General features: G+C 37.8%; 17 protein-coding genes and 1 pseudogene. 9 read left to right on the forward strand and 9 right to left on the reverse strand.

Annotated elements, in window-relative coordinates; genetic code table 11:
• Positions 1–58: 58 nt before the first annotated feature.
• From LEP1GSC059_RS02170 to LEP1GSC059_RS02205, 7 genes are all read right to left on the reverse strand, one after another.
• Positions 59–1,066 (reverse strand): hypothetical protein, encoded by a 1,008-nt coding sequence (locus LEP1GSC059_RS02170; protein WP_017215335.1) that lies wholly within the window; start codon positions 1,064–1,066, stop codon positions 59–61.
• A gap of 41 nt (positions 1,067–1,107) precedes the next feature.
• Complete coding sequence (locus LEP1GSC059_RS02175) at positions 1,108–1,752, reverse strand: DedA family protein (RefSeq protein ID WP_002178076.1); 645 nt, start codon at positions 1,750–1,752, stop codon at positions 1,108–1,110.
• A gap of 242 nt (positions 1,753–1,994) precedes the next feature.
• The gene (locus LEP1GSC059_RS02180; protein WP_017215334.1) at positions 1,995–2,327 is read right to left on the reverse strand and encodes a hypothetical protein; all 333 of its coding nucleotides are present in this window, start codon (positions 2,325–2,327) and stop codon (positions 1,995–1,997) included.
• A gap of 611 nt (positions 2,328–2,938) precedes the next feature.
• Positions 2,939–5,455, reverse strand: coding sequence for a TonB-dependent receptor (locus LEP1GSC059_RS02190; protein ID WP_036056873.1), 2,517 nt, complete (start codon positions 5,453–5,455; stop codon positions 2,939–2,941).
• A 24-nt stretch (positions 5,456–5,479) separates the two neighbouring features.
• Positions 5,480–6,688 (reverse strand): HupE/UreJ family protein, encoded by a 1,209-nt coding sequence (locus tag LEP1GSC059_RS02195; protein WP_017215332.1) that lies wholly within the window; start codon positions 6,686–6,688, stop codon positions 5,480–5,482.
• Between the two features lie 6 nt (positions 6,689–6,694).
• Positions 6,695–7,534: a peptidyl-prolyl cis-trans isomerase gene (locus tag LEP1GSC059_RS02200; RefSeq protein ID WP_017215331.1), complete on the reverse strand. Its 840-nt coding sequence runs from the start codon at positions 7,532–7,534 to the stop codon at positions 6,695–6,697.
• 66 nt (positions 7,535–7,600) lie between these two features.
• Positions 7,601–9,805, reverse strand: a complete 2,205-nt coding sequence (locus LEP1GSC059_RS02205; RefSeq protein ID WP_036056923.1) for a DUF3604 domain-containing protein — start codon at positions 9,803–9,805, stop codon at positions 7,601–7,603.
• Between the two features lie 279 nt (positions 9,806–10,084).
• Between LEP1GSC059_RS02205 and LEP1GSC059_RS02210 the strand changes: the two genes are divergently transcribed.
• The 3 genes from LEP1GSC059_RS02210 (at position 10,085) to polA (ending at position 16,481) form a co-directional block, all read left to right on the forward strand.
• Complete coding sequence (locus tag LEP1GSC059_RS02210; protein WP_017215328.1) at positions 10,085–11,503, forward strand: OmpP1/FadL family transporter; 1,419 nt, start codon at positions 10,085–10,087, stop codon at positions 11,501–11,503.
• Between the two features lie 1,121 nt (positions 11,504–12,624).
• Entirely contained in the window at positions 12,625–13,731 is a 1,107-nt protein-coding gene (locus LEP1GSC059_RS02215) for a glycosyltransferase (protein ID WP_020980209.1), read from the forward strand.
• Positions 13,728–16,481 (forward strand): DNA polymerase I, encoded by a 2,754-nt coding sequence (polA, locus tag LEP1GSC059_RS02220; RefSeq protein WP_017215325.1) that lies wholly within the window; start codon positions 13,728–13,730, stop codon positions 16,479–16,481. Before LEP1GSC059_RS02215 ends, polA begins: the two co-directional genes overlap by 4 nt.
• 470 nt (positions 16,482–16,951) lie before the next feature.
• Here polA and LEP1GSC059_RS23365 read toward each other — a convergent pair.
• A pseudogene (locus LEP1GSC059_RS23365) lies at positions 16,952–17,153 on the reverse strand (hypothetical protein).
• A 211-nt stretch (positions 17,154–17,364) separates the two neighbouring features.
• On the opposite strand from LEP1GSC059_RS23365, the gene LEP1GSC059_RS02230 reads away from it, so the two are divergent.
• From LEP1GSC059_RS02230 to LEP1GSC059_RS02250, 5 genes are all read left to right on the forward strand, one after another.
• Entirely contained in the window at positions 17,365–18,528 is a 1,164-nt protein-coding gene (locus tag LEP1GSC059_RS02230; protein WP_020980263.1) for an acyl-CoA dehydrogenase family protein, read from the forward strand.
• Between the two features lie 86 nt (positions 18,529–18,614).
• Positions 18,615–20,036, forward strand: a complete 1,422-nt coding sequence (gene trpE, locus LEP1GSC059_RS02235; protein ID WP_004433543.1) for an anthranilate synthase component I — start codon at positions 18,615–18,617, stop codon at positions 20,034–20,036.
• Entirely contained in the window at positions 20,036–20,614 is a 579-nt protein-coding gene (locus LEP1GSC059_RS02240) for an anthranilate synthase component II (RefSeq protein ID WP_002155344.1), read from the forward strand. Before trpE ends, LEP1GSC059_RS02240 begins: the two co-directional genes overlap by 1 nt.
• On the forward strand, positions 20,611–22,509 hold the full coding sequence (locus LEP1GSC059_RS02245) for an ABC transporter ATP-binding protein (RefSeq protein ID WP_020980249.1): 1,899 nt from the start codon (positions 20,611–20,613) through the stop codon (positions 22,507–22,509). Before LEP1GSC059_RS02240 ends, LEP1GSC059_RS02245 begins: the two co-directional genes overlap by 4 nt.
• Positions 22,506–22,919 (forward strand): response regulator, encoded by a 414-nt coding sequence (locus LEP1GSC059_RS02250; protein WP_020980230.1) that lies wholly within the window; start codon positions 22,506–22,508, stop codon positions 22,917–22,919. The genes LEP1GSC059_RS02245 and LEP1GSC059_RS02250 overlap by 4 nt, the downstream gene beginning before the upstream one ends.
• Here the strand turns inward: LEP1GSC059_RS02250 and LEP1GSC059_RS02255 are convergent.
• Positions 22,908–24,377 carry a HEAT repeat domain-containing protein gene (locus LEP1GSC059_RS02255; protein WP_017215319.1) on the reverse strand — a complete coding sequence of 490 codons (1,470 nt, stop codon included), beginning with the start codon at positions 24,375–24,377 and terminating at the stop codon, positions 22,908–22,910. The genes LEP1GSC059_RS02250 and LEP1GSC059_RS02255 overlap by 12 nt on opposite strands.
• Before the next feature lie 168 nt (positions 24,378–24,545).
• Between LEP1GSC059_RS02255 and hflX the strand changes: the two genes are divergently transcribed.
• Positions 24,546–26,297: a GTPase HflX gene (gene hflX / locus LEP1GSC059_RS02265; RefSeq protein ID WP_081099859.1), complete on the forward strand. Its 1,752-nt coding sequence runs from the start codon at positions 24,546–24,548 to the stop codon at positions 26,295–26,297.
• Positions 26,298–26,398: the final 101 nt, after the last annotated feature.

Raw genomic sequence — 26,398 nt, forward strand, 5'->3', positions numbered from 1 at the left:
AAGAAAATTAGAATATACTTTTTAGGTAATAGTTTTTACAGATTCTAACCCAAAAATTTTAATATTTAGTTTGATAAGGGTCCAAATACTGATGATCCTTTCTCCAAGGACGTAACCCATGGAACTCCACTCCAGCTGCCTGTTTCGCGTTTAAAACGATTTCCTTCCCACGATGTCGTATAACACACTTTGCACTTCCTATATCACTTTGTTCCACATATCTAGAACTTCCGTCCGGATCTCTGTAGATATAACCTGCAATTTGATCCTTGTCCATTTCACTTTCCACAAATATTTCATAATCTTCTAAACGAGTTTGAAAACGTAATTTGGGATATTCTACCTTTGTAGAACTTCTTAAAGAACGAAAGAAAGAATGTTGATGAATAGGAATTCCTTCTTTTAGAAGTGTAACAAAAGTCAAAGCAGGAGTAAACGGTTGAGGTCGAACCGTTACAATTTCCATTGACCAATTGTCAGGATCATTGTCGAACTTAGGAACAAAAGTCCAAAACAATTCGGATACTCGGTTAGTTCCCCAAATATGATTAAAATGTCCATTCGCATTTTGGAATGTAAATTTACGGTTCGCAAGTTGAATCCAACCCGCAACTTCCGTAAAAGGTGAAGAAACAATACTTCTTGTTTTTGGAATTGGAGTTTTTTCCAACCAACGTGGTAAGTGTGTGGCAGGTTCCAATTGATGCCTAAACTCCAAATCCCAAGCCAGATCTTCCGATTGTGGTGTCCGGATTTTTCCGTTCATATGATCCGGCCCCACTGAAGCTTCTGGAAATTCGATCGAATTTTCCCCAATTGAAACGTCTTCGTAAGGAAAAGACTGTGCAACAGTTCGGTGATTTTTTGGGTTTTTACGATCGAACAAAGAAACCCAAACCGCTCCCGTAGAATACAAATCACGGTTGTTTCTAGGATTGAGAGTGGAATATCTTACCCAAAAAGCTTGATCATTTTCAGGAATTAGTATGGCAGCAAACCAGATTTCAAATCTAGGTTTTACGTAACTCGCCGCGAATTTAGAAATAAAACTTTCTCTTAAGTTCATCTTTTATTAATATTTGGGCGAGCTTTTTAGATTAAAAATTCCTAAACCCTACCCTTTCTCCTTTCCTTTAGGTATTCGATCACAGCTGGCATCACAGAAATAATAATAATCGCAAATATTACAATTTTAAAATTTCTTTTTACGAAATCCAGGTTTCCGAAATAATACCCTCCGAGAATAAAAATTGTGATCCATAGAATTCCACCCATCACATTATATGCAATAAATTTAACATAAGTCATCGTTCCAATTCCGGCGACAAAAGGAGCAAAAGTGCGTATGATCGGTATAAATCTGGCGATGATAATCGTCTTCCCGCCGTAAACCTCATAAAATCGGTGCGCTTTTTGGAGATGTTCTTTTTTGATCAAAGGTATTTTTTCTTTTTCTAATATTTTTTCTCCTATAAAATTTCCCACCGAATAGTTCACGGTATCCCCTAATATAGCCGCGATAATAAGAAGGACTAATGTGCTCCCAAGATCCAGAGAACCTCTGGCAATAAAAGCTCCGACGGCAAACAATAAAGAATCGCCCGGAAGAAAAGGAGTTACGATCAAGCCGGTTTCGGCAAAAATGATCAAGAATAGTATAACGTATGTTCCATTTTGATACGTCTGAATGATCGTATCCAAATGTGTTTCCAGGTTTAAAAAGAAATCGAGTAAAAACTTAAGAATTTCCAAATTGCCTCCCTATTTGCGGGTCGTAATTGTAGGTGTATTTAGAGCCTATCCCAAAAAAATCTTCTATAAATTGTAACCAAAACGTGGTAGTTCCCACAGAAACCGTTACTGAAAGCAGTTTACGAGTTTTGATTGTAACTTTCGCTTTTAAATTCTTGTGCGAGTTCCCACATCTTTTAGGATTTGGACAGGTTCTTAGGATAAAATTTATCGAGGATCGAGTAAGTCAAACTTGTAAAAGACTAAAATAACAGATGTTCACTTCCCGAATTATAACGAAAAATTTTCGTTGGATAATTTAATCGAATTGAATGCGAAGAAATCCCTTTTCGATCCGGCTTGATTCTCGCGTCGAACTCAATTTCATCACCCGGTTTAAGATCCATAGATCTGAATTTTCTAGATAAATAAAATAACTGAGATTGAATCACCGATTTTCCGGAAATTAATAAACGAATATCATACAATAGAATTTTAGATTGTTCCTGATTTTTATTATGTAGAACGGAATCTACCGTAGCACAAAATCGAGTTCTTTTATAAGGAAGTACTTGGATTGAATTTTGAACCATCATTCTATTTTATACCATTCTCTCAAAATTTAAAATTCTAAAAACCTATTATTAAAGAACCTCGGTGCAAATTAAAATGTATTTTAAAAGAAATCAACCGTAAGCTTTCCAAAATATCCGAATAGTTAAGGGGCGCATAAAAATAAATACTTATTCTAATGCAGATCTGTTTCAAAAAGTCAATAAATCTGGTTGAAACGTCATTTTCTAAACGGCTTCCATATTTTTTGTAAAATCGACCTGGAATTTTCAGTATTTTTTTCATGAGTCCAAGCAGTAAACTAACGTGAGTTCGACGTAAAAAATCAGGGCGAATCCAGTTGCCACAGGCAGCCGGACCGGGCTCTCAGCTTTGGTAAATAAATTGTATAAAAGAAATGTAATACGATATTTCAACTTAAATTTTAATTTAGAACGCGATCCATAGAGAGCGTTCTGCTGAGTTTAACGCGATCTGTCGAAGCGACCATAGAAGCGAGATGCTGAGTTCGAGAGAGCGTTCTGCTTTAGTTTCCTCGCATCGATCCCTTTCGCGTTCATTCACGTTAAAAAAGCGAGAATATAAATCCCGACTTATGAACTAGAACACATATATCAACGGTTAAATTTATTCTTCAAAATGAAGCTCTTATACCAAATCGAATGGAGCGCGGAGAAGTAGGTCTCGAATGTATATCATTGTATCCACCTTCGTTCGGACCTTCCGATTCAGATTTTAATCTAGAAGCATAGTAATAATCGATGTCACTTACTCTTGCATTTTGAACATTCAATATTTCAAATATAATACTCCACATATCGCCGATTTTCTTTCCAACTTGAAAATTAAATAAAGTGGTTGGAGGAGACCGGACACTATTATCCTCTATCAAAGCCCTGGGACCAAAGTATCTACCTCGAATCGAACCGAAAAAACCGTTCGTTTCTTTAAAAGTAATCCCACCGGAATAAACGTGTTCAATAGAACCTGGAATAAAATTTCCAGTGCTTTCGTCTCCTCTAAATCTGGATCTTGAAATAGATACTTCCGCGTCAAAAATTAAACCTTCGACCGGTTGGATCTGATTGGACCACTCTACTCCTCTTCGAGCGCTGGATCTACTGGCTACGGTCGAAGCAGAGTCTCCTTCAAATATAAGTTCGGAATCTAAATCTAACTGCCATAAACTCAACGCAGTTTTCCAACTTTCAAGAATCATATTTCTAACTCCAAATTCTCCTCCATGTGATCTTACTATCGGATTGAAATTGTTCTCTTGATTGGTAAGCCCTCTTGCATCGTTTGTGTGAAATCCTCTGCCTGCATTTAAGTAAATTTCCGTATTGAACCAAGGACCAAAAACAATTCCTCCTTTTGGGTTGGCAATTGAAAAACGTTTTCGATCATTTAACTCTGAATTACGATCATCCACATGAAATTGAAATTGATCACCACGAAGCCCAAAAACAGTCCTTATTTTAGAATTCCATTGTATTTTACTTTCATAATATATTGATAAATTTGTTTCTATAATTTGATTAGAACGAACTACGTCTAACTCAGCTCTTTTTTCAGTATGATAAAGAGCATTTCTGATAAAATCTCTTCGGATCTGAAATCCGAACGAATTTTCAAATTTGATTTCATTCCATACCGATCGAATTTTATAATTGGATTTAATACCAGACACGGTTCTTCCGTCCGTTTGTTCAATCTGATCTCCTCGTATCGGATCCTCAAGGTAGTAAGTTGTATTTGAAAACAAAGAAAGATCGTTATATAAACCGTAAATTAAAATTTTTGCATGTGAATTTTTATCCGTACGCTGCGCCTCGCCAGAAACCGAAATTCGATTTGTAAAACCTCCGTCTGTAGGATCGACCGTATCAAATCGACCAAGTTCGCGACCAATTGCTCTTTTCGGAATTTGGTGAGTTGTATGCCAATTTCCTCTATAACCCATTGCTAATATACGGTAACCATTCTGATCGTCTCCTCCGCTGTAACTTACAACCCCATTGATTTTTTTATAATTTTCTTTAACGGTCCAAGGACCGTCATAGTGTGAAGTTTCCAAAGCATACAACAGATTACCACGACCAATCATGTGAGACTTTGCAACGAGCGTCCTTACATACCCTAAAGTACCACCTTCTAAAGAAACGATTCCTTTTGGAAGAGAACGAAAGTAAGATACGTTCATAGAACCGGCTGAAGAAAAATTTCCTTCCTCCGCAGAATAAACTCCTTTTTTAAATTTGATTTCTTCTATAAGTTCCGGAATTAAAAAACTAAGATCTGTATATCCTTGCCCGTGTCCATGAGAAGGATTGTTAATCGGAATTCCGTTTACATGAGAAGCGAAGTCAGTTCCGTGGTCCAAGTTAAAACCGCGTAAAAAATATTGATTCCCCTTTCCGGATCCACTGTGTTGAGTAGCGATCATTCCGGGAACAAACTCTGCAATTTCTCCCGTTCTGGAAAGTGGTCTGGATCGAATTTGTTCGGATCGAATCGTATCTTCGCTGGCGGAATTTGGGTTTGTAAAATCTGCTTTTCCGGTAACGATAATTTCTTTCTTTTTTGTTTCTTCTTTTTCTGAACTTGGCTCTTGAGACATTATAACATTAGAAATTACTAATAAATTAAATATTATCAAGATCCATTTTGACGTTATTCTCAGAACTCCGAAAAAATCATTTATAAACCTCCAGAAGGTTTTTAATAAGATGCAGTAGTTCCCACAAATTATGTCTCTTAAGGCAGAATTTGTAAATTTGAATCGTTTTTTTGTAGTTAAATTTCGGTATGAGTTCCTGCACCATAAGTTTTCAAAATAGGTTCTTAAATTTCTAAATAGGTTTTTGTTTACAGAGACGATCAAACTTCCAAAGAAATTCGTCTTTTGAAAAACTAAAACTTTTTGAAACAATTCTGTTCCAAAAGATCCGTTCCAAAAACAAACTGATTGTATTATATTTAAGTTTGTTTTTTTACTCTTTTGGAATTTTGAGATAAGTTTCAATTTTTTCTGAAACAATCTCACCCAAAATAAAATTAAACAAACTTTTTCGTACAAGGGACTATAAATCAGAATCCTGAAATAAAAATTATTAAAAAATAATATTATAATTTTATAAAAAAAATTCATTCTTGAAATTGAATGTAGTTATATTTAAGAATGAATTTCAAAACTACGCTGAAAAAACCAGTATGCCCCTAAGGTCGCAAGCAAAAACAATAAACACAAAAGAACCAGTTTCTTGAACTCAGGTTTGATTTTTCGAAACAAACACCAAATTATTACAAAAACAAGACCGATTAAGATCAACTGACCTATTTCCACACCTAAGTTAAAACCAAGAAGTGGAATTAATAAATGATTCCGATCTAAACCAGTTTCGAGTAAAAATCCTGCAAATCCAAAACCGTGAATCATCCCAAAAGCAAAAGTGGTTATTCCCAAATACAAACCTTTTGCCCTTGAATCCGTTATATAACGATTGAAAGACAAATAACAAAAAGTGAAAAAGGACATTCCTATATATGCAAATAGAATGTGAGTTTCTCGAATCTCTAAACTCCAAACGATCCAACCTACTATTAAAGGAACAAAAGCGATCCAAAAAGGAATTTGACTCCGATCTTTTTTTCCAGCTAACACATATTTGGCGGTTACAATTAAAATTGTAAGTCCAATAAATGCTTCGATACCCGATGTGTCCGGTTTAATTTTACCTAAGGTTGCAATCGAAAGGGTAAAACTATGACCCAAGGTAAAACCTGTGATCGAAAATAAAACTTCCTTCCAATGTTTAGAAGCCAAAAGAACCGCTAATAAAAATACAATGTGATCAGCTCCGGTTCCGATGTGTTCGACTCCGGCAATTACAAACCCGAAAAAACTGGAAGACTGAAAAACAGATTCTTTTTTAAAACTCCATTCAGTTCTTTTAGATTGAAATAAATTTTCAGAGATGTTTCCGTCTTCAAAGCTCAATCTGGAATAATGAAGATGAGAAGGAGCATAAAATCCGGTATAAATCATAAAATCCGGAGGTGAATTCTCACATTGAAAAATCATTTCCAGTCGTATAAAAGCGGAATTGGATTTTAAAGGACGAATCGGTGTGGAAAGAAAACATTCCTTATTTCCGGAACGAACGACAATATGAGACCGAATGTAAGAAGCAAAATGATCTGATAAGTCTCCAGTTTCTCCATCTAAAAAAGGAATTTTAGTCGCTTCTCGAATCGGAACCGTTATTACACCACTGAGAATATTTTTGTCTACCTTCCAAACCGAAAAAGACTCACTCCTATTATGAGAAAAAATTTCATTTGAAAAAAAGAATATACTAATAAAATAAATTATTTTTTTCATTTTTTATTAAATCGAACTAGGCAAGTTTCTTTTTATTTTAGATTTTGTCTTTAACTTGTCCAAATACTCTCTCAGATTTTTGTCACCTTTTTCTTGGATATAAGAGGCTTCCACTTCTTCCTTTACGGATTCGAAATCGGGCGTAGAACCTGGTTCCAAAGCAAACACTTTGATTACGAAAAATTTTCCTTCCGATTTTATCGGATCGGACACATCTCCGGATTTTAAATTTTCCAAAACAGAAACTACATCCGGGCCTAAATAATCTAGAAGTTTACGTAAAGGTAATAAAGTATTTGGAATATAAGATACGTTAGTCGATCTTGTGTTTCCGGCTTCTCTGAGTTCTTTCGAAATTTGAACGGCAGAAACTTCGTCTGATTGTTTATAAACTGCCACTTGATAACGGGACGTTTTTAAAAACTTATCTCGATTGAAAAAAAAGTAGGATCTGAGTTCTAAAACGTTCGGTTTTTCGGAAACATTCTCCGAAATGATGGATTGGATGACAGCTCTAACAATGGAAGCTCTGATCAAACGATCCTCTCTTGCAAAACCTAATTCCAATCCCCTTTGTACCAACAATTCCTCTTCTATCAATCGCTCCAGTACATTGGCGCGAGCTTCTTGTGTAATCGGATTTTTACTATCCGAAGAAATAGCGGTTAATGTTCTAAAATATTCATCTTTTTTAATGTAATTTCCGTTTACTTCTGCAACCGTATCAGAAAGTAAAATTTCCCTTTCAGGAAATAACAAACCTATAAGAGCAAGCAAAAAACCAAACAACGCTCCCGCTCCTAAAAAATACTTAGGTTCGCCTATCAGATTTTTCTCAAAAAACATTTTACTAAGTTTCCCAAAATTAGAACTACCAACTCAACAATCACGGTTATCAGAGCCGAGCCGGTTTCATTTTTGTTTTGACTGATTTAGATAAATAGGAGAAGACCAAGCCCGTTCTTCCACGTTCGCCAAACAGTCGTCATTCGGTTCAGTACGATAATCTCCGTAACAAGGTTTCACTTTGATACAACGTCCTTGTTCGTCGTATTCACAACGGAGTTGTCCTCCGTTTACTGCTGGAGAAACTTCTTCAATTGCTCTAACGTAATAAACCGCATCCCTTCCCAAACTGGAATAAGTTGTATCTTGAAATTCAACTTCACAACCGGACGGATCCGGTTTACAACGAAACGTTTTCCAAGGATCTTGGATCAATTTGGAAACGGATTCGTTTGGAGAAATTTGTGGAAGAATTCGAATCACTTCGATTCTAGTAATTTTTTTTCTTTCCGAAGAAGGATGATAACATTCTCCCTTACAAAGTCTTTGCAAACGTTCCGCCCCAATTCCAGAAACACTTTTATCTGGACAACCTGGCTTTTGTTGAAACGCTCCGATAGCACGCACTTTGAAAGTTGGATTTTGAGAGTACAACATTTCGGAACCCATAGGCGCTACGATTTCCGATTTTTCTCCCGGGGAATTTATTAAATCGAACCAAAGCAGAATTCTATCTCCTGAAGTTGCATAAACTTCTTTCCGACTTAGAGAATCCCAAATCGAATCTCTATCTCTGCCTTTAGAATGGACCGCAACCAAACCTCCGGTAAAAAAGAAAGAAGCCTGTCTTTCGTTATCCATAATTTCGAAAGGCCCCAAACCCTTAGGACTGAAAGGTATTGATTTAGAGATTGGTTTTTTTCTATTTTTTGCAGGCTCCATCATACCGAATGCGTTTGGTTTTTCAGGACCGGCTGCTTCCGTAAGTCCCTTTCTCCAATATTCTTTATAACCGTTACCCGCTCTTGCAGTATGTGAATCGCTGGAGCCTATAAAACCGAAACGAAAATTTCTAGGTTTATGAGGATTATCAAAATTAGTAATTGCTAATGCATATTGAACCGAATTACCCGACCTATAATTGAACGCAGGTAAAAAACAATCCGGACATTGTCCCGAGTTTCCCCAATCGTCCGGATTGGCTCCGGGAACGGTATTAAATCCGGATACACCTGCAACTGCGTGGTTTTCCCTTGCGACAGTCGCTTTCTCGTCGCATTCTTTTGGAGAATCTCCTTCCTTTAAACATCTTTCTCGAATGAGTTCTCCGGCCCTCCAACAAGAAGGTTCAAAACCTAAAGAAGGTTCGTTACAAACTGGTTTACCACTTCGATCAATACTTACTTCTTGCCAAGGACGATATTCTTCCGAGTTACCGTGTCCTGAATAGATTTCGACTAACTTTTGTAAGTCCTCGTTATGATCCTTGCCCTTTAACTGTTTGTCGTAGGTAATTCCGGGCGGCGTGTAAAAACCCCAGGTATTACCATGCGGAATTACTAATGTAGGTATATTCCATTGTTGTAATTTTTCAAAAAGTTCGGCTGGGGTCGCCGCCCATTCGGTACAATCCTTAGGCAATTCTTTTACGTGAACTCCGGTAGGACAACGTTCGTAAGAAAGACGGTCCGTAACAAAGTCTGCAAAATCGTAATATGCCTGTCTATTTCCTCCGGGTGCGACTATCTTTAAAACATTTCTCATAATAAAAGGAGGTCCCGAAAAAAGTTCGGTATATGGACCGGAAGCCGCAACGGTTCTTGTCGGAACCTTATTTTCTTCCGTGTCCTTAAAGATTATATTTCTATGTCCATAATGACTTTCTACTGTAGTTCCCATTTGGGTCCATTCCCAACCTAAGAAAGAAACTAGATCCGGATTTTTAGGATCTCCTGCGTTAGCGTTACATTGACGAATTAGATCTTTTTCTTCTTGCCATTGTTTTGGTGTTAAACCTTCTGCGTGATCGTTGATAGACCAAAAATCTAAAGCGGAGCAATATCTTGCATAGTCACAAGCGTCTTTAGGTGGATGAGCACCTTCTCCGTTGAGCATGGGTAAACTGATTGCATAAGCATCCATGGAGTAAGTAGTATGTACGTGTAAGTCTCCGAATAAGATTTGTTTCGATTGTGTTTGAGTTTCTAAAGTTAAATCCGGATTTTTAGATTTTGACTGCGAAGAATTGCCATTGCCGTTCCAGGCATTGACCGCAAAAACAGATACGGTCCCGATAAAAAATACCAACTTCAGAAAACTCTTTTTACTCATCTCTTCTCCATTTCTTTCGCCTGGGATGAAATCAAGCCCCATTCGACCAAAAGTTAGAGACAGGCTGAAAAAGGTGGGACAAAAAAGCAAATAATTTCTATTATAACATACAAAAATATCAACATATAAGAAATATATATTGATAAACGGAAGGTATTTTCAACAGTGGATTGTATTATTTGTTATAATGGATAAAAATCATTTCTATTTGAGATTAGGTCTCTGTAAAAAGATTCCACCGACAAGAAGAAAAAAATATCCGTTTTTTAAAAGAGATCTATGAAAATCCTATTGAATCGAATCCAAAAAAGCACGTTCCCAATCTTTATCTGTCTGGGAGTTTCCATTTCTTTTCCGTCCCTATGGGCGGTTGCAAGTAACAGTAGAAACGCAATCAACGCAAGATATGAAGGTTTGGCTGGCGTCAACTTTGCGTTAGGTGGTTCTCCTATGGACGTTGCGCTCAATCCCGCCAATTTACATTTAATGAAAGGAAAAAAAATAGAATTCGGTTTAGGAATGTCACACGCCCAAATAAAACTGAAAGATCAGTTTTTAGATTCGGACCCTAGTTTAAATTATACAAATTCTAAATATAGAAGCGGAGCAGGTGCCGCTCCATACATGGCTGTTAAACTTCCCGTAACAGATACGATCGACTATGGATTTGCGGCATATGTGTTCGGGGTAGTAAACGGAGCTGCAGAAAAAATCAACCGAAATACACCTACAGGAGAAACAGTAAATCAATGGGCAGGTTTACCTGGTATTTTTGGAGAGGGTAAAAGAATCCAAGAAACTACCGAAAATCAGGGAATTTTTATTAAGGCTGTAAACGGTTTATCTGTTAAGTTTGGAAACCTTTCTTTAGGCGCTAGTTTAGAACTTAATTATGGCGCTCAAAATCGTAACATAAGATATTACGATGCTTTTGGAATTCGGGAAATTCCTGGACAAGGATTTCATTATGAAAGTAAAAAGAACGCTCTTGCGTTAAGCGGAATTATTGGCTCTAACTATACTGTTACAGATTGGCTTAGAATTGCATACGTGTATCAATCGAGTGCAAATTTTCCATTTAATGGTAGTTATACGATTGGAGTCAATGATCCTACCTATTATCGATCCACAGGAGTTTCTTATTATTTCCGTTCGCCTGAAAAACACGGTCTTGGATTTGCAGTCGGTCCAGAAAATCTAAAAGTAGCGGTCGATTTCCTTTATATAAATTATGGTTCCTATTTAAAAAACGTCAGACAGAATTTAGAAGATCCTTGGTATCCAAATCCACAAGGACGAGGTTCAGAAGCAATTGCACGTTTGAACTATCGAAATCAATGGGCGGTGTTAATTGGACTTGAACATAAAATCACAAAAGAATGGACTTATCGTTTCGGATATAGTTACAATTCTCCGATCGTTTCCAGCAACGGTTTAAACGGAGCACAAGGGATCTTATTAACTCTCAACCACGTAATAGCAGGAGGATTTAGTTATTCTTCTGGTCCCTGGAGTTTTGATTTTGGAACAAGTTGTTTTATTCCTGGAAAACAAATCGAAGGTGGCAAAGATACAGACTGGGCAATAAGTCACGGAATTTTTGGTCCAAACCAAAACAACATCGTAGGATATTCCTACACTGCTCAAGCGCTTCATTCGGTTGGAATCAATTTTGGTGCTACTCGTTCTTTTGACTAGTAGCTATTTTCAAGAATACTTTATCTTTTCTTAAAATACTGATTCCGATTATTCTAACTTGAGTTCGACGTAAAATATCTGGGGGGAATCCAGCTTGCCACTAGCGGCCGAATCGGGCTCTCAGCTCTGGTCAATGAATTGTATGAAAGAAACGTAATACAATATTGCGTCTTTAATTACAATTTATTATAGAACGCGACTCATAGAGAGCATAACCAACCCCACAGTTGAAGAGGATTTTAGAATCAACGCATATTTTTCAAGTGTTCCGACAAACAAGAATGAATCTTTTTACTTGCAAAAAGTATGTTTTTCTGATAGAGAAAAGTTTCTCAAACCTTTCCTCCTGAATTGCGACCCATGGGAAGCATATTGAGTTACCACCCAAAACGCGGGAAAACTCAGCAGAACGCTCCCTATGAATCGGCATTCAGGAAGCGATGTATTGAGTTTAAGAAGCGAGACTCTGAAGTTTGAAAGAGTGTTTGACATGCCCCCGCTTCAATCGCTTTAGCGTTACACCAAACCCATGTTATTCTAAGATATTTTTGAAATAGTTTGTAGTAGTTCCTACATCTCAAAGTTTTACTGTAAAATTTCGAGCTTGCAGTAGTTCCCACAGATTTTGTCTCTTTACGCAGTTCATTGGTTTTTTATCATCCGACGGCCCACCGGTTTTGAACGAACTTTTTCTTTCTATCACACAATTTTCGTATGAGTTCCCACATACTAAAGATCTCACGATTAGTCCTTATAAAATTGAAGTACCTTGAGATTTTAAAACCTTATTAACGCGTGTCCAGCTATGATTTATTTTTCTGAAAAAACTTTGAATCTAAACTTTACAGATCAATTCCTAAAATGTGGGAACTACTGCAAATCACGATTTTACGAACAAATTCTAAAATTGTAGGGAATTCAACTTTTAGAAAATTCTTTCTTATTTCTTACGAAAACTCACATTACAAAACTAGATATTTACTATGTAGCCATGAGTAAAAGATCTAAAAACCCAAAATATTGTTTAATATATCAGAATAATATTCACAAAAACAGAAACCTTATACAGTGATTTTTCAAGGATTCCTTGCAGAAATGACAGCCAACTGGAAACTGAGCCGGTGATTTTACATATAGATACGGAAACAGGTTGGAGAGGTGGAGAAAGACAACTCTTGCTCTTAGCAGAAGGTCTCAAAAAAAGAAAAATTCCACAACTCATCTTAGGCAAACCAGGTTCGGCTCTGGAAAGCAGATGTTCCGACCAAGAACTTCCTTTCCAAGCCGTAAACATGAAAGGTGAATGGGATCTAACATCCATCCAAATAATCCGCGCCATCGTTCGAGAAAAAAAAATCAAACTCATCCATACTCACACCGCAAAGGCACATACACTTGCCTTGCTCGCAAAATCAAAACTTCCGGACACAAAACTGATAGTCTCCCGACGAGTGGATTTCAGTATTAGAAAAAACTTATTTTCAATTTGGAAATATAAGTCCAAACGAAACGATCTTTTCCTAACCGTATCCGATAAGATCCGGGAAATTCTACTCAGAGACGGAGTCGATCCGGCAAAAACGGTAACCGTTCATAGCGGAATCGATTTCGCCTTTGCCAAAAAACTTCCGAACCCCACACTTTACAGAAAAGAGTTTTCTCTAAAAAAAGATACGATCGTAATCGGAAACATCGCGGCCCTTGTAGATCACAAAGATCAAAAAACTCTTTTAAAAGCGATATCTAAAATTGATCCGTCTAAAAACTTCAAAGTATTTATTGTAGGCGAAGGAGAACTCAGAAAAGAATTAGAAGACCTTGCAAATACATTAGAAATTTCTGATAAATTAATTTTTACAGGTTATAGAACCGACGTTCCGGACATTCTATCTTTATTTGACATTTTTACCCTAACTTCCAAAGAAGAAGGACTGGGAACTTCCATTTTGGACGCAATGGCGGTAGGTTTACCGATTGTAGCCACCAAAGGCGGAGGGATCGGAGAAATGCTCACCCACGAAAAAGGAGCCTTTCTTGCCGAAGTGGGAGATTCGGATTCTTTAGCAAAATATTATGAAATTCTTATAAATGATTTAAAACTCCGCAAAACGTTTGGAAATTTTAACAAAGAATCCGTCAAAAGATTCTCCATAAAAAACACTATCCGCAAAACGGAACTTGCCTATTACTCCTTTTTAGGAGAAGATCTTTTCGGAGAAAAAGTATGAAACGCCTTCTTATTATAGACGGACACGCATTTGTGTTCCGTGCCTACTACGCCTTTGGCGCTTCCAATTTAACCAATTCCAAAACAGGAAAACCAAGTGGAGCTACATTCGGTTTTTTTAAAATGCTTTTTAAACTGATCCAAGATTACACACCTTCTCATATTGCAATGACTTTCGATCCGGGTGGTCCTTTGGAAAGAGGAAAAATATTTCAAGATTACAAAGCTAACCGAAAACCAATGCCGGAAGATCTTCGTCCTCAAATCCAAGAAGTAATGGAAACGCTGGAAAAAATCGGTTTCAAAATATTAAAAATAGAAGGCCAAGAAGCGGACGACGTTATCGGAACTATTTGCGAAACGTATCGATCTACCGCAAAAGAGATCCTCATTTTTTCGGGAGATAAAGATCTATATCAATTATTAGAAAAAAAGAATATAAAAATGCTCCGTGGTAAAAAAGGTGTTACCGAGTTTGTAGAAATCGATTCCGCTTGGGTCAAAGAAGAGTTAGGCGTAGACGTCAAACAGATTCCGGACTACATGGGAATTGTAGGTGATACTTCCGATAATATTCCGGGCGTTAAGGGAATCGGAGACAAGGGAGCTTCTAAACTTCTTCAAGAATATAAATCTTTGGATGGGGTTTATAAAAATCTGGATAAGATTAAAAACCCTGGATTAAAAACCAAACTTTCCGAACAAAAAGAAAACGCATATCTTTCCAAACAACTCGCTACTATTCGAAGAGATCTTCAATTAGGAATCACCGAAAAAGATATAGAAATTCCGGATTACAAATCGGACGAAGCAATCCTTTATTTTAAATCCCAAGGTTATAACGTTCTTTCCAAAGACCTTGCAAAATCGGCCGGAAAAGAAGTCCCTAAAGATCCGGAACCAGCCGCAAATTCTCCTGAAAACATAACAATCCCTCCCGCCGAAAAAGGTGCTTACAAGTTGATCACTTCTGCAGATGAACTTTCTAAAATTTGCAGAGGTCTTTTGAAATCTAGGATTCTTTCTGTGGATACGGAAACTACTTCGCCTAACCCCTCTATGGCGAACCTTTTGGGAATTTCATTTTCCAATCAGGAAAAAACAGGTTTTTATGTTTCGGTAAAAAATAACGCCTCTTTATTTCAGGACAAATCTTTGAGTTTAGAAGAGGTTCGAGAACATCTAGGCCCCGTTTTATCCAGCCAGGTTCCAAAAGTAGGACAAAACATAAAGTATGATCTAATCGTATTAGAAAATCATGGTTTTATGTTAAACAATATTCAATTCGATACGATGCTCGCCTCTTACGTTCTTAGACCGGAAGGAAGACGTCACAATATGGACGATCTTGCCAAAGAATTTTTGAACTATAACACAATCACTTACGACGACCTTGTGGGCACAGGAAAGAAAAAGAAAGAACTAACCGATATAGATCCGGAACAGGTGGCTGAATACGCAGCCGAAGACGCGGACGTAACTTTCAGGCTTTATCAAATTTTTAGAAAGTCGATTAAGGATTCTGGTGTAGAACCGATTCTACGCGAAATGGAAATGCCTTTGATTTCTGTTCTTGCAAAAATGGAAAAAACCGGAATTGCTTTGGACGTGCCTTATTTTGAAGAATTGGCCCGGGACTTTGATCGTGAAATCCGTCATCTGCAATCCGAAATTCACAGACAAGCTGGTGGACCGTTTAACATCGCTTCTACGAAAGAACTTCAAAAAATTCTATTTGATGATCTTAAACTACGAATTGTTAAAAAAACTCAAACCGGTTTTTCCACAGATCACGAGGTTTTAGAGGAACTAGTAGGAGAACATCCTATCATAGAAAAACTTCTGGATTATAGAAAATATACCAAACTCAAGTCTACTTACGTGGACGCTCTTCCAAAAATGGTAAATCCTAAAACTGGAAGAATTCATACGAGTTATAATCAAACGATCGCAGCAACCGGAAGGTTATCTTCTACAGATCCAAACCTACAAAACATTCCAATTAGAGATCGAGAAGGTAGGCTTCTTCGAAAAGGTTTTACCGTAGATTCAAACGACTATGAGATTTTAAGTTTGGATTATTCTCAGATCGAACTTAGAATCATGGCTCATATTTCCAAGGACCCTGCGATGTTGGAAGCATATAACCACGGTTTAGATATTCATAAAAGAACAGCTGCAGCTTTGTACGGAGTTTCCGAAAAAGATGTCACCCACGAAATGAGAGATAAGGCCAAGGTAGTCAACTTTTCAGTGATCTATGGAGTGACTCCTTACGGACTCAGTCGTAATCTTAGAATTCCAAGGGACGAAGCAAAATCGTTTATAGAACGTTATATGACACAGTATCCAGGTGTAAAAAGTTATATGGATTCAATGGTAGAATTCGCCGAAAAGAACGGTTACGTTCAGACTTTGACGGGTCGTCGTCGTCCCGTAATGGACATTAACAGTACTCATAAGTCGGCGAAAGAAGCCGCTAAAAGAATTGCGATCAATAGTCCGATCCAAGGAACGAGCGCCGACATGATTAAAATTGCAATGATTAAAATTCACGAAGATATAGAAAAAAAACATTATAAATCCAGAATGCTTTTACAAGTTCATGACGAGTTGGTTTTTGAAGTTCATAAAAAGGAAAAGGACGATTTCAAAGCCTCCATGAAAAAACACATGGAAACTGCTATGTCTTTGGATCTTCCAATCGTCGTGGAAGGAAAGTTCGGAGTCAATTGGGACGAAGCTCACTAAGTGGTAGTTCCCACATTTTTTTAAAAGAGAATCATGAATTTACCGAAAAAGTAGTCTTGTAGTAGTTCCCACATTTTTAAATAAGAACGTTTTATGTTTATAAATTCTAGAAAAACAAACAGAACTTGTGTGAAAATCTTAAAATGTGGGAACTCACACGAGAAAACTAAATTGCAAAAAAGTCGATATCCAACTGCCAATTAAAAAAGACGGTTTCCGTGAAAACTACCACGTCTTACCAAGAGATCAAAATGATTTTGTCAAAGTTTCTTAATAACTATACAATAAAGTGCTTAATATTTTGTATTCAAACGGGCTTTTTACGATAAAGATTCGCAGCAATTCTGAAAGGAACCCCTTAGATTAAAACAAACCGCCCATATTTTTATAGATCTACGAATAGAGACTCGAAATGAAAATCTTACGAAAAATCTATAAAGTGGTAGTTCCCACATTTTTTTAAAAGAGAATTATGAATTTACCGAAAAAGTGATCTTGCAGTAGTTCCCATATTTTCCAGTAAGAAAACAAAAAATACAAAGTGGTAGTTCCCACACGAAAAATAGAATCAGAATCTCTCTTAAACGAAAACGATTGGATTTTTCTATAAAACGAGATAACTTCAAAGTTGGATTGAAAAAAGAAAAGAATTTCAGTTTGAATCGGAACAATTTGGCAACAAGACGAAAAGAAGAACTACTTTCCAGAGCATCGCATTTCACTTTCGTACCTTCTTGACGGTAGAGGATTCTCTTCGAATCCTGCATACAGAGCTTTGTCCCAAAACCGATTTCGAAGCCGAGCCGGAAAATCAAATCCAGTCATCGGCGATCCAGGCGGGATGTCTGGGACCGTTCAATTTCGACCAAGGTGTACTATAAAAATGGAATTCGCTCTTTCCAGTGAACAGAAAGAATTACGTGATCTCGCCAGAAAATTTGCCAAAGAGGAAATTCGCCCAAAAGCGGAACATCACGATCATACGGGAGAATATCCCCTCGCAGTCTTAAAAAAAGCATGGGAAATCGGGTTGATGAATATTCATATCGAACCCCGATTTAACGGTGCTGGAATGCAGGAACTAGACGATGTAATTATTGGAGAAGAACTCTTCTGGGGATGTTCTGCAATGGCAACCGCTATTCTTGCAAATAATCTAGCACTAGCCCCCGTTCTTTTAGGAGCTAATGACAGAATCAAAAAAGAATTCGTTCAACCAATGACAGAAGAATTTAAACTCGCAGCCTACGCGGTGACCGAACCAGGCGCGGGGTCAGACGTAGCCGCAATACGAACTTCTGCAAAAAAAATTGGAGACGAATATATCATCAACGGATCTAAAATGTGGATCACTAACGCCGGTTATGCGGATTGGTTTTTTGTACTTACTAAAACAGATCCATCTGCAAGCCACAAAGGAATCACCGGATTTATCGTAGATGCAAAAACTCCCGGAATTATCATGGGAAAGAAAGAAATCAATATGGGACAGAAATGTTCCGATACTCGCGGAATCACATTCGAAGACGTGAAAGTTCCCGCTTGGCAGATGATTGGACGAGAGGGAGAAGGTTTTAAAATTGCAATGGGAGCCTTCGATCATACTCGCCCAGGAGTTGCGATCGGGGCAGTAGGAGTCGCACGCGCCGCGATGGAACATTCCATCCAATACGCAAATACGCGCAATACTTTCGGCCGCCCGATTATGGAAAATCAGGGAATCTCTTTTATGATCGCTGAAATGGCTAGAGATATAGAAGCCGGAAGACTTCTCTGTTATCAAGCCGCTTGGATGATCGATAATGGATTTAGAAACACATACCAAGCCTCAATTGCCAAAATGTTTTGCGCGGATATGTGTATGAGAGTTTGTACAGACGCAGTTCAAGTTTTAGGAGGATATGGGTTTAACACCGAATATCCGGTTGAAAAATTAATGAGAGATGCAAAAATTTTCCAAATTTACGAAGGTACTTCTCAAATTCAAAGAATGATCGTTTCTCGTTTTCTAGCAGATGGAAAGGGAATCGAGGGGCCGAACTTCTGAAAGAATTTTCACTCACATTCGAAGAATTTTCCGCTCAAGCAGAACGCGGAAATTTAATACCTGTTTTCAAACAGATCTTTTTAGATATGGAAACTCCTGTTTCTCTGTTTGCAAAATGGGGATGTGAATCTTCACAAAATTCTTTCTTACTCGAGTCCGTAGAAGGAGGAGAAAAACTAGGAAGAAATTCTTTTTTAGGTAAAACTCCTTCTCGTCTTTTGCAAGGTAAAAACGGCCTTTTTTATGTCAGCGAAGGAAACGAACCTTCCACGGAAATCATCACATACGATCCTTTAGTTCTTTTAGAAAACCTTCTCGGAGACGACATTTATGTTCAAGATTATCGTCTTCCTCCTTTTGCAGGAGGGGCGGTAGGTTTTTTATCCTTTGCCGCGGTTCGTTATTACGAAAACATTCCAGATACAAAACCAGAAGACGAAAACGCTCCCGATTGTTATTTCGGAATTTATGACGAACTCCTCATCGTAGATCATATCGATCATATATTGAGAATTGTGGTCAACGCAAGAACAGGAGAACATTCTTCTCTGAAGGAATGTTATGATTTTGTAATTAATAAAATCAATTCCATAGAAAATGAAATCCGAAGCGGAATTATTCCGGAAGAAATTAAAAACCCGAAAGTAGCAATCGGAAGTCTAGAATTAAATCCGAATATTCCAGATGAAGAATATAAAAAAAATGTGGATAAAGCCAAAGAATATATTCAGGCAGGAGATATTTTTCAGGTAGTCCCTTCCCGCAAATTGAAATTCAAACCGGATGTTCCTCCGTTTCAAGTCTATCGTGGTTTAAGAACCGTAAATCCAAGTCCTTATATGTATTATCTTAAGTTAGGCGAAATTACTGTCGTAGGAAGTTCTCCTGAAATTATGGTAAAATACGCGGGAAATCAAACCTATCTTCGTCCGATCGCAGGAACCCGTCCACGAGGCAAAAATCCAAACGAAGATAAATTTTTAGAAGAGAATCTTCTTTCCGATCCGAAAGAAATTTCCGAACATATTATGTTAGTCGATTTAGGACGTAACGATCTAGGTAGAGTTTGTAAACCTGGAAGTGTTCACGTAAACGATTTCAAAGTTATTGAAAAATATTCCCACGTTATGCACATTGTAAGTCAGTGTTCCGGCGAACTGGACGATGAAAAAACTGTTTATGATTTGATTCGTGCCGCTCTTCCCGCAGGAACCGTTTCCGGAGCGCCTAAGATCCGTGCCATGGAAATTATAGACGAACTGGAAACAACTCGAAGAGCAATTTATTCCGGTGCTTTGGGTTATATATCTTTTTCAGGTGAAAGCGACCTCGCAATTATCATTCGTACGATTGTGTTCTACGGAGATACTGCATTTTTACAAGCAGGCGGAGGAGTTGTATACGATTCGGTTCCAGAGTTGGAACTGGAGGAAACAAAAAATAAAATGGCCGCGCTGTTAAAGGCGGTGGAATTTGCAAGAAACGGACTCAGAGGAGAATGGAAATAATGTTTCTCCTGATTGATAATTACGATTCTTTTACATACAATCTCTACCAATATTTTTCTCAGATAGGAAATGAAATCGAAGTTTATCGTAACGACAAAATTACGTTAGGCGAAATCAATCATCTCTCACCTAAAGCCATCATTTTATCTCCTGGTCCTGGTCGCCCTGAAGATTCTAAGGTTTGTTTGGACGTAATCCGTGAATTAGGAGGTAAACTTCCCATCTTAGGAGTTTGCCTCGGACATCAAGCAATCGGGCTAGTTCATGGAGGTAAAATTGTATCAGCTCCTTCTATCATGCACGGGAAAATTTCTCTTGTAGAACACGACGGAAAAGACATTTATAAAGGTATTTCTTCTCCTTTTGTTGCCACTCGTTATCATTCTCTTGTAATCCAACCGGAAAGCCTACCCAAGGAACTCGAAGTTGCTTCTAAAACTCCCGATGGAGTAATCATGGGAGTTCGTCATAAAACTAAAAAACATCTTTATGGAGTTCAATTTCATCCGGAGTCCATCATGACCGGTGCCGGTTTGGATCTGATTAGAAACTTTTCATCCATCGTTCAGGAGCTATGAAGTTTTTTTTCAGGCTCTTATCGTATTCTGTACATTACAAATATCGATTTACATTAGGAATCGTATTCGCGCTGTTAACCGCAATTTTAAACGCGGTTTCACTTACTGCGCTCATTCCGTTGTTCGATTCATTAGGAAACGATAAACAAACGCGGTTTCAACTACAAATGACACTGCCGGAACAGAGGATCATTCTCAAACAAAAAGTGTTTGGAAAAGATTCTTTGGATGGATTGGAAAGAACCAAACTTCTATTAATCGAAGTAAAAGAATGGGTCAATGGAAGGACCAAAGGACTGGAACCTAAAGAAGTAGTTTGGTCCATCTGTATCATTGTAATGCCACTATATCTGTTGAAGTTGATTACGTATCTATTGTCTGTGTTTTGTATCGCCACGGCGGGTTACAAGGCGGTGCGGGATATTCGACAAGAACTTTTCGAAAAAAACCAACTTCTCCCTTTAACTTACTTTTTTAAAGAAAAAACCGGTTTAATGATGAGTAGGATCATCAACGATGTAGAAGTAATCGCAGCCGTGGTTTCGAGTAATTTCAGAGACGCTACAATAAATTTCTTTTACGTGATTACACACTTAATAGTATTATTATATTTGAATACTGAATTATTACTGATCGCTTGTCTTACGGTTCCGGTTATCATTCTTCCGGTTACTTTGTTTACTAGAAAAATTACCAAATCCACCGCAAGATCTCAAGAGAAAATGGCCGATCTAAACGCAAATATTCAGGAAATGATTTCCGGAATTAAAGTGATCCGAGTTTTTAATTCGGAAAAATACGAACAGGAAAAATTTGGAAAGATCAACCAAAACGTTTATCGTAGAAATTTTAAAGGCCAATTCTATCTTCAGATCGCTCCTTCTCTTGTAGAATTGACTTCTTCGGTTGTGGTACTTGGTTTTTTCGCAGCGGGTGCAAGTCTAATTTACAACGGAAGATTCACACAAGGAGAGTTTATGGCTTTCCTTTTGACTCTTTTATTTTTACTCAGGCCTTTGACTCAATTGTCTCAGATGGTAGGAAAGGTAACTCAGTCTATTGCTTCCGGAAAAAGAATTTTTGAGATCATCGATTTAGAGACAGAAGACCATAGCGAAGAAAGTAAGATCACCACTACCCCTCTGCTACAAAATATAGAATTTAAAAATTTATTCTTCTCTTATCCAGGAACCGGTTCTGCCGTTTTAAAAGATATTAACCTCAAAGTCAAAAAGGGAGAAACGATTGCACTGATAGGCGCAAGCGGTTGCGGAAAATCCACTTTGATGGACTTGATTCCAAGATTTTTTGATCCTACTTCCGGATCGATCAAGTTTGACGGAATTGACATTCGAGATTTAAGTCTGGGAGATCTTCGTAAAAAGATCGGTATCGTAACCCAAGACATATTTTTATTTCATGGTTCCGTTGCAGATAACATCGCCTATGGAAAACCGGGAGCAACTCGCAAAGACGTAATTCGAGCCGCAAGGCTTGCACACGCCCACGACTTTATCAAAAAGATGGACAACGGATACGACAGCATCTTAGGAGTTAGAGGTTTAAATCTTTCGGGCGGGCAAAGACAAAGGCTTGTAATCGCAAGAGCCCTTTTGAGAGATCCAGAGATTATGATTTTGGACGAAGCCACTTCCGCCCTCGACGTAGAATCGGAAAGACTGGTCAGCGACGCACTTCGAAGATTATATACAAATAGAACTACATTCGTAATTGCTCATAGACTTTCTACGATCAAAGATATTCCTAGAATTATCGTAATGGATAACGGAAAGATCGTGGAGGAAGGGGATCATAATTCCTTATATGAAAAAAATGGAATATATAGAAAATTATCGGACAATCAATTTGCCGCCAACAACGGAGTATTACCATGAAAAAAAAGGTTTTAATCGTGGACGACAATGACCGTTATGCAAACAACTTAAAGATTTGGTTTGAACAAAAAGGTTTTGAAACCGTAAGAGCCGTAAACGCAGCCCAAGGTTGGGAAATTTATTCCGAAGATAAAAATCGTTTTCACACGATCGTAACCGACATCACCATGGAAACTCAAACTTCTGGACTTTGGATGATCCGAAAAATTCATAAGGACGGTTATACTGGAAATAAAATTATCGCAACCACCGGTTTTGATTTTCCTGGGGTAATGTTTTTTTCTTCTTCTATATTACCTTGGTTTGCGGGAATCGGTTGGATGATTCCAAAAGTTCCATTAAAGGAAGGAAAGGTGGTATTTCTTTCCACCTCTCTTAAATCAAAAATAGCTTTCGAATCAGTTCTCTAAAGGAGGACCTTCTTCCGTTGTAGGTTCTTCGTTTTGATTGGAAGAAGGAGGAGCCGGATCGGTTTCTTCCATTTCAGAGGCAGGAGTAAATTTATAGTTAGGCGGCCTTTTTTTCAAAAATTTCTTTACCTTTTTTTCTTTTGGCATTGTAGGCGGAGCAGTGATCGTTCTAATTTTCAGATACGGCCCAAATACCCAAGACTGAATTGTTTCGTAATAACTTTCCGGATTTTTAGATTCCAATAAAAGAAGATAATAATGATCTTCCGCAAATTTATCCCCCACCCTTTGGATAAACCTACGATCGCTTTTTTTAAGAATTTTTCCCACCTCACCCGGAGAAAGCGGATATAATTTACGAGATGCCGGATAGGGACTTTCCTGAGACGACGCACCTTCTACGTTTACGGTTCCGAATTGATAAAAAGCTTTTCTAAGATATAATTGTTGCATGACCCTTTGATTCAGATCATCAGAAGTAGATTTTTCTAATATTCTAATAAAAGAATATGTTCCATAAAGACTAGTATTTTGGCCTATGGCCTCTATGATATTTTTAACATATTGAGGTTTTATTTCTAAGGCTTGCTCCAGAATTCTTAAGGAAGCACGTGTTTTATGGATTCCCAGGGCTTCGATTGCGGTTTTTTGAAGTTCGAGATCGTCCGAATTCAAATACGTTTTGAAAAGTTTGAGATCCTCGTTTACTTGAAACGCCGCAAGTCCTAAAATAGAAGCCCTTACGATTTCACGTCTGGACGAACGAAGTCCCTGACGAAGTAAAGCGTCTCTAGCAGAAGGATCTTGGGTTTTACCCATTCCTCTCCATGAGGAAAATTGAATGTCCAGATCACTGGATTTGATTCCGCTGAAAAAATAATTTAAAGAAGAAGGAGAACCTATATCAGCTAACGCTCTGTAGGCGGCTTGTCTGACCGCCTCTCCGTCTTTTTCGATGACTTGATGAAGGGTTTTGATCCCACCTTTTCCCATTCTACCAATTGCTAGAACGGCAGCGGCTCTGACTCTTGGAATCGGATGAGTAAGAGCAATCCGATCCAGTGTCTTATAACGTTTTTCAGTTTCCGCTCTAAAAACGGTAAGAATCCCTTTTTTAACAGAAAGATCGTAGTCAATTTCTTGTTTTTCTTTAAACGTTAGATCCTTTCTTTTTCTTCTTTCATAAGAAGAAACTCCATCCCATTCTTCTGTTAGAGTTCTTGGATCGTCTATATTCAAACTTCCTGTTGGATCAGTTTCTTTTTCTTTTGGGGGAGTTTCTTCCGGATCTGAACTTTCGGGATCTTCTTCTGTGGCATCCGTTTTTTGAAAGGAGTTTGAGTTCTGGTTTGGAAAATGTTTACTGAACGATTCTGCCTCTACGTTTGAAAAAACATTTAGAAGAAAAATAAAAATAACATAAAGAAATAAGTTTTTTAATTTGGAAAATGATAACATGATTCGCCTTTGACAGTTAAAATTTTTTCGCAGGAATTCTATTCATAAATTCGACTGATTTTTCAGATTTTTCCTATTTTTTTCCATGACAAGCATGATTTCCAAAAATCGGAATGCTTGACGTATATGTTGAAAACTGCTAAGTTTTAGCAAAAGGGAGAATGTTTTATTAGTAAGCTCAGCGGTAATCTCAACGGCCTCAAATCCAATCAAACCCAAAGACTGAAAAAAATTTCCGAAAAAAGAATTCGGGAAGACGTAATCATCAACCAAGAACTAGCGCGCAATATCTGCGAATTGTCTTTAGAAATTGGCAAACAAATCGGAGTTTTGATTGATCGGTCTGGTTACGTCACCCACGTGTTGGTGGGTTCTGATAATTCGATCGAAATTCCATTTTTAGATAGGCTCCGTACTTCCGAGGCGAGACTGAGAGGTCTCAGATTAGTTCATACTCATTTAAAGGGAGAATCCTTAAACCAAGAGGATTTAACTGACTTAGCTTTGTTGCGTTTGGATTATTTTACCGCTATCGTTATGGATCATTCGGGAAATCCAAACGGATATTATTCCGCCCATCTCAATCCAGAATCGGAAGATGAACTTTGGACCGTTCTCCCTAAACAATATCCAGGACAACTTACGGAAGGAATTTTAGAAGAAATCTTAGAGATAGAATCCAGGCTTTCTCGTTCCAAAAAAAATCTGAAAGACGCTCAAAAAGAAAACCGTGCTTTTTTAGTTGGTGTTTATCCGGAAAGAAACATAGGCAGACATCCTTCTTTATCTATGGAAGAATTAAAAGAACTCTGTAAAACCGCAGAGGTCCACGTTGTAGATACTTTTATACAAAGGAAAAATCGTCTAGATCCTTCTACGGTTTTAGGAAAGGGAAAACTAGAAGAAATCATTTTAAAGGCAATTCAAAAACACGTGGAACTTTTGGTATTCGATCTTGAACTGACTCCTTCTCAAGCAAAAAAAATCTCGGACATTGCAGACATCAAGGTAATCGATAGGACACAACTTATCTTAGACATTTTTGCGAGAAATGCAAAAAGTAGAGACGGTAAACTTCAAGTTGAATTGGCACAATTAAAATACCTCAAAGGGCGTCTAACGGAGTTAGACGATAATATGTCCAGGTTGACCGGTGGGATCGGAGGAAGAGGTCCTGGAGAAACAAAACTCGAAATCGGTAAACGTAGAGTTGAAGAAAGAATCACTAGACTTGAAGTGGAACTTAAGTCTTTGAAAAAGCGAAGAGAAATCAACCGTAGGCAAAGAAAGAAAAACGAATTACCTGCCGTTGGAATCGTTGGTTATACAAACGCAGGAAAATCCACTTTCTTAAATGCTCTGACAAACAGCGAAGTTCTTTCGGAAAATAAGTTGTTCGCAACTCTGGATCCTACTACGAGGAGGATTCGTTTTCCAGAAGAAAGGGAAATTATCATTTCAGATACGGTCGGTTTTATACACGATCTTCCTCCAGAACTTTCTAACGCATTTAAGGCGACTTTAGAAGAATTGAGGGATTCGGATCTTTTAGTTCATGTTGTAGACATTTCTAATCCGGATTACAAACTTCAGATGGAAGCGGTTGAAAAAATTTTAGAAGAATTAGAACTTTCTCATATACCTATGATCCAAGTGTTCAATAAAATTGATCGGCTTGAAAAATTTAAAATCTGGGCGATTGAAAACAATTCGAACGGTTATAAAAAATCTTCTTTCCCTTCCGTAGATCATGGTCCAGGGTTAGAAGCGATTTACGATTTAAAAGAGGATTTAGGTATAGATCATCTTTCTGATTCGGTTTTGGTTTCCGCATTTCAAGGTTGGGGTTTAAAAACTTTTATAGATCTTTTGGAAGAGAGAATTTACAGTTTATCTCGTTCCAATTACTTTCCTGTTTAAGTTTCACTGAGAACGTGCAGGGCACTTCTTCATGTTAAAGCTGTTTTAAGATGTCCGGATTTCCGGACTTGCCTGTTTAAGTTTCACTGAGAACGTGCACC

Origin of the sequence: Leptospira noguchii serovar Panama str. CZ214, assembly GCF_000306255.2 — a bacterium.
GTDB classification, from domain to species: domain Bacteria; phylum Spirochaetota; class Leptospiria; order Leptospirales; family Leptospiraceae; genus Leptospira; species Leptospira noguchii.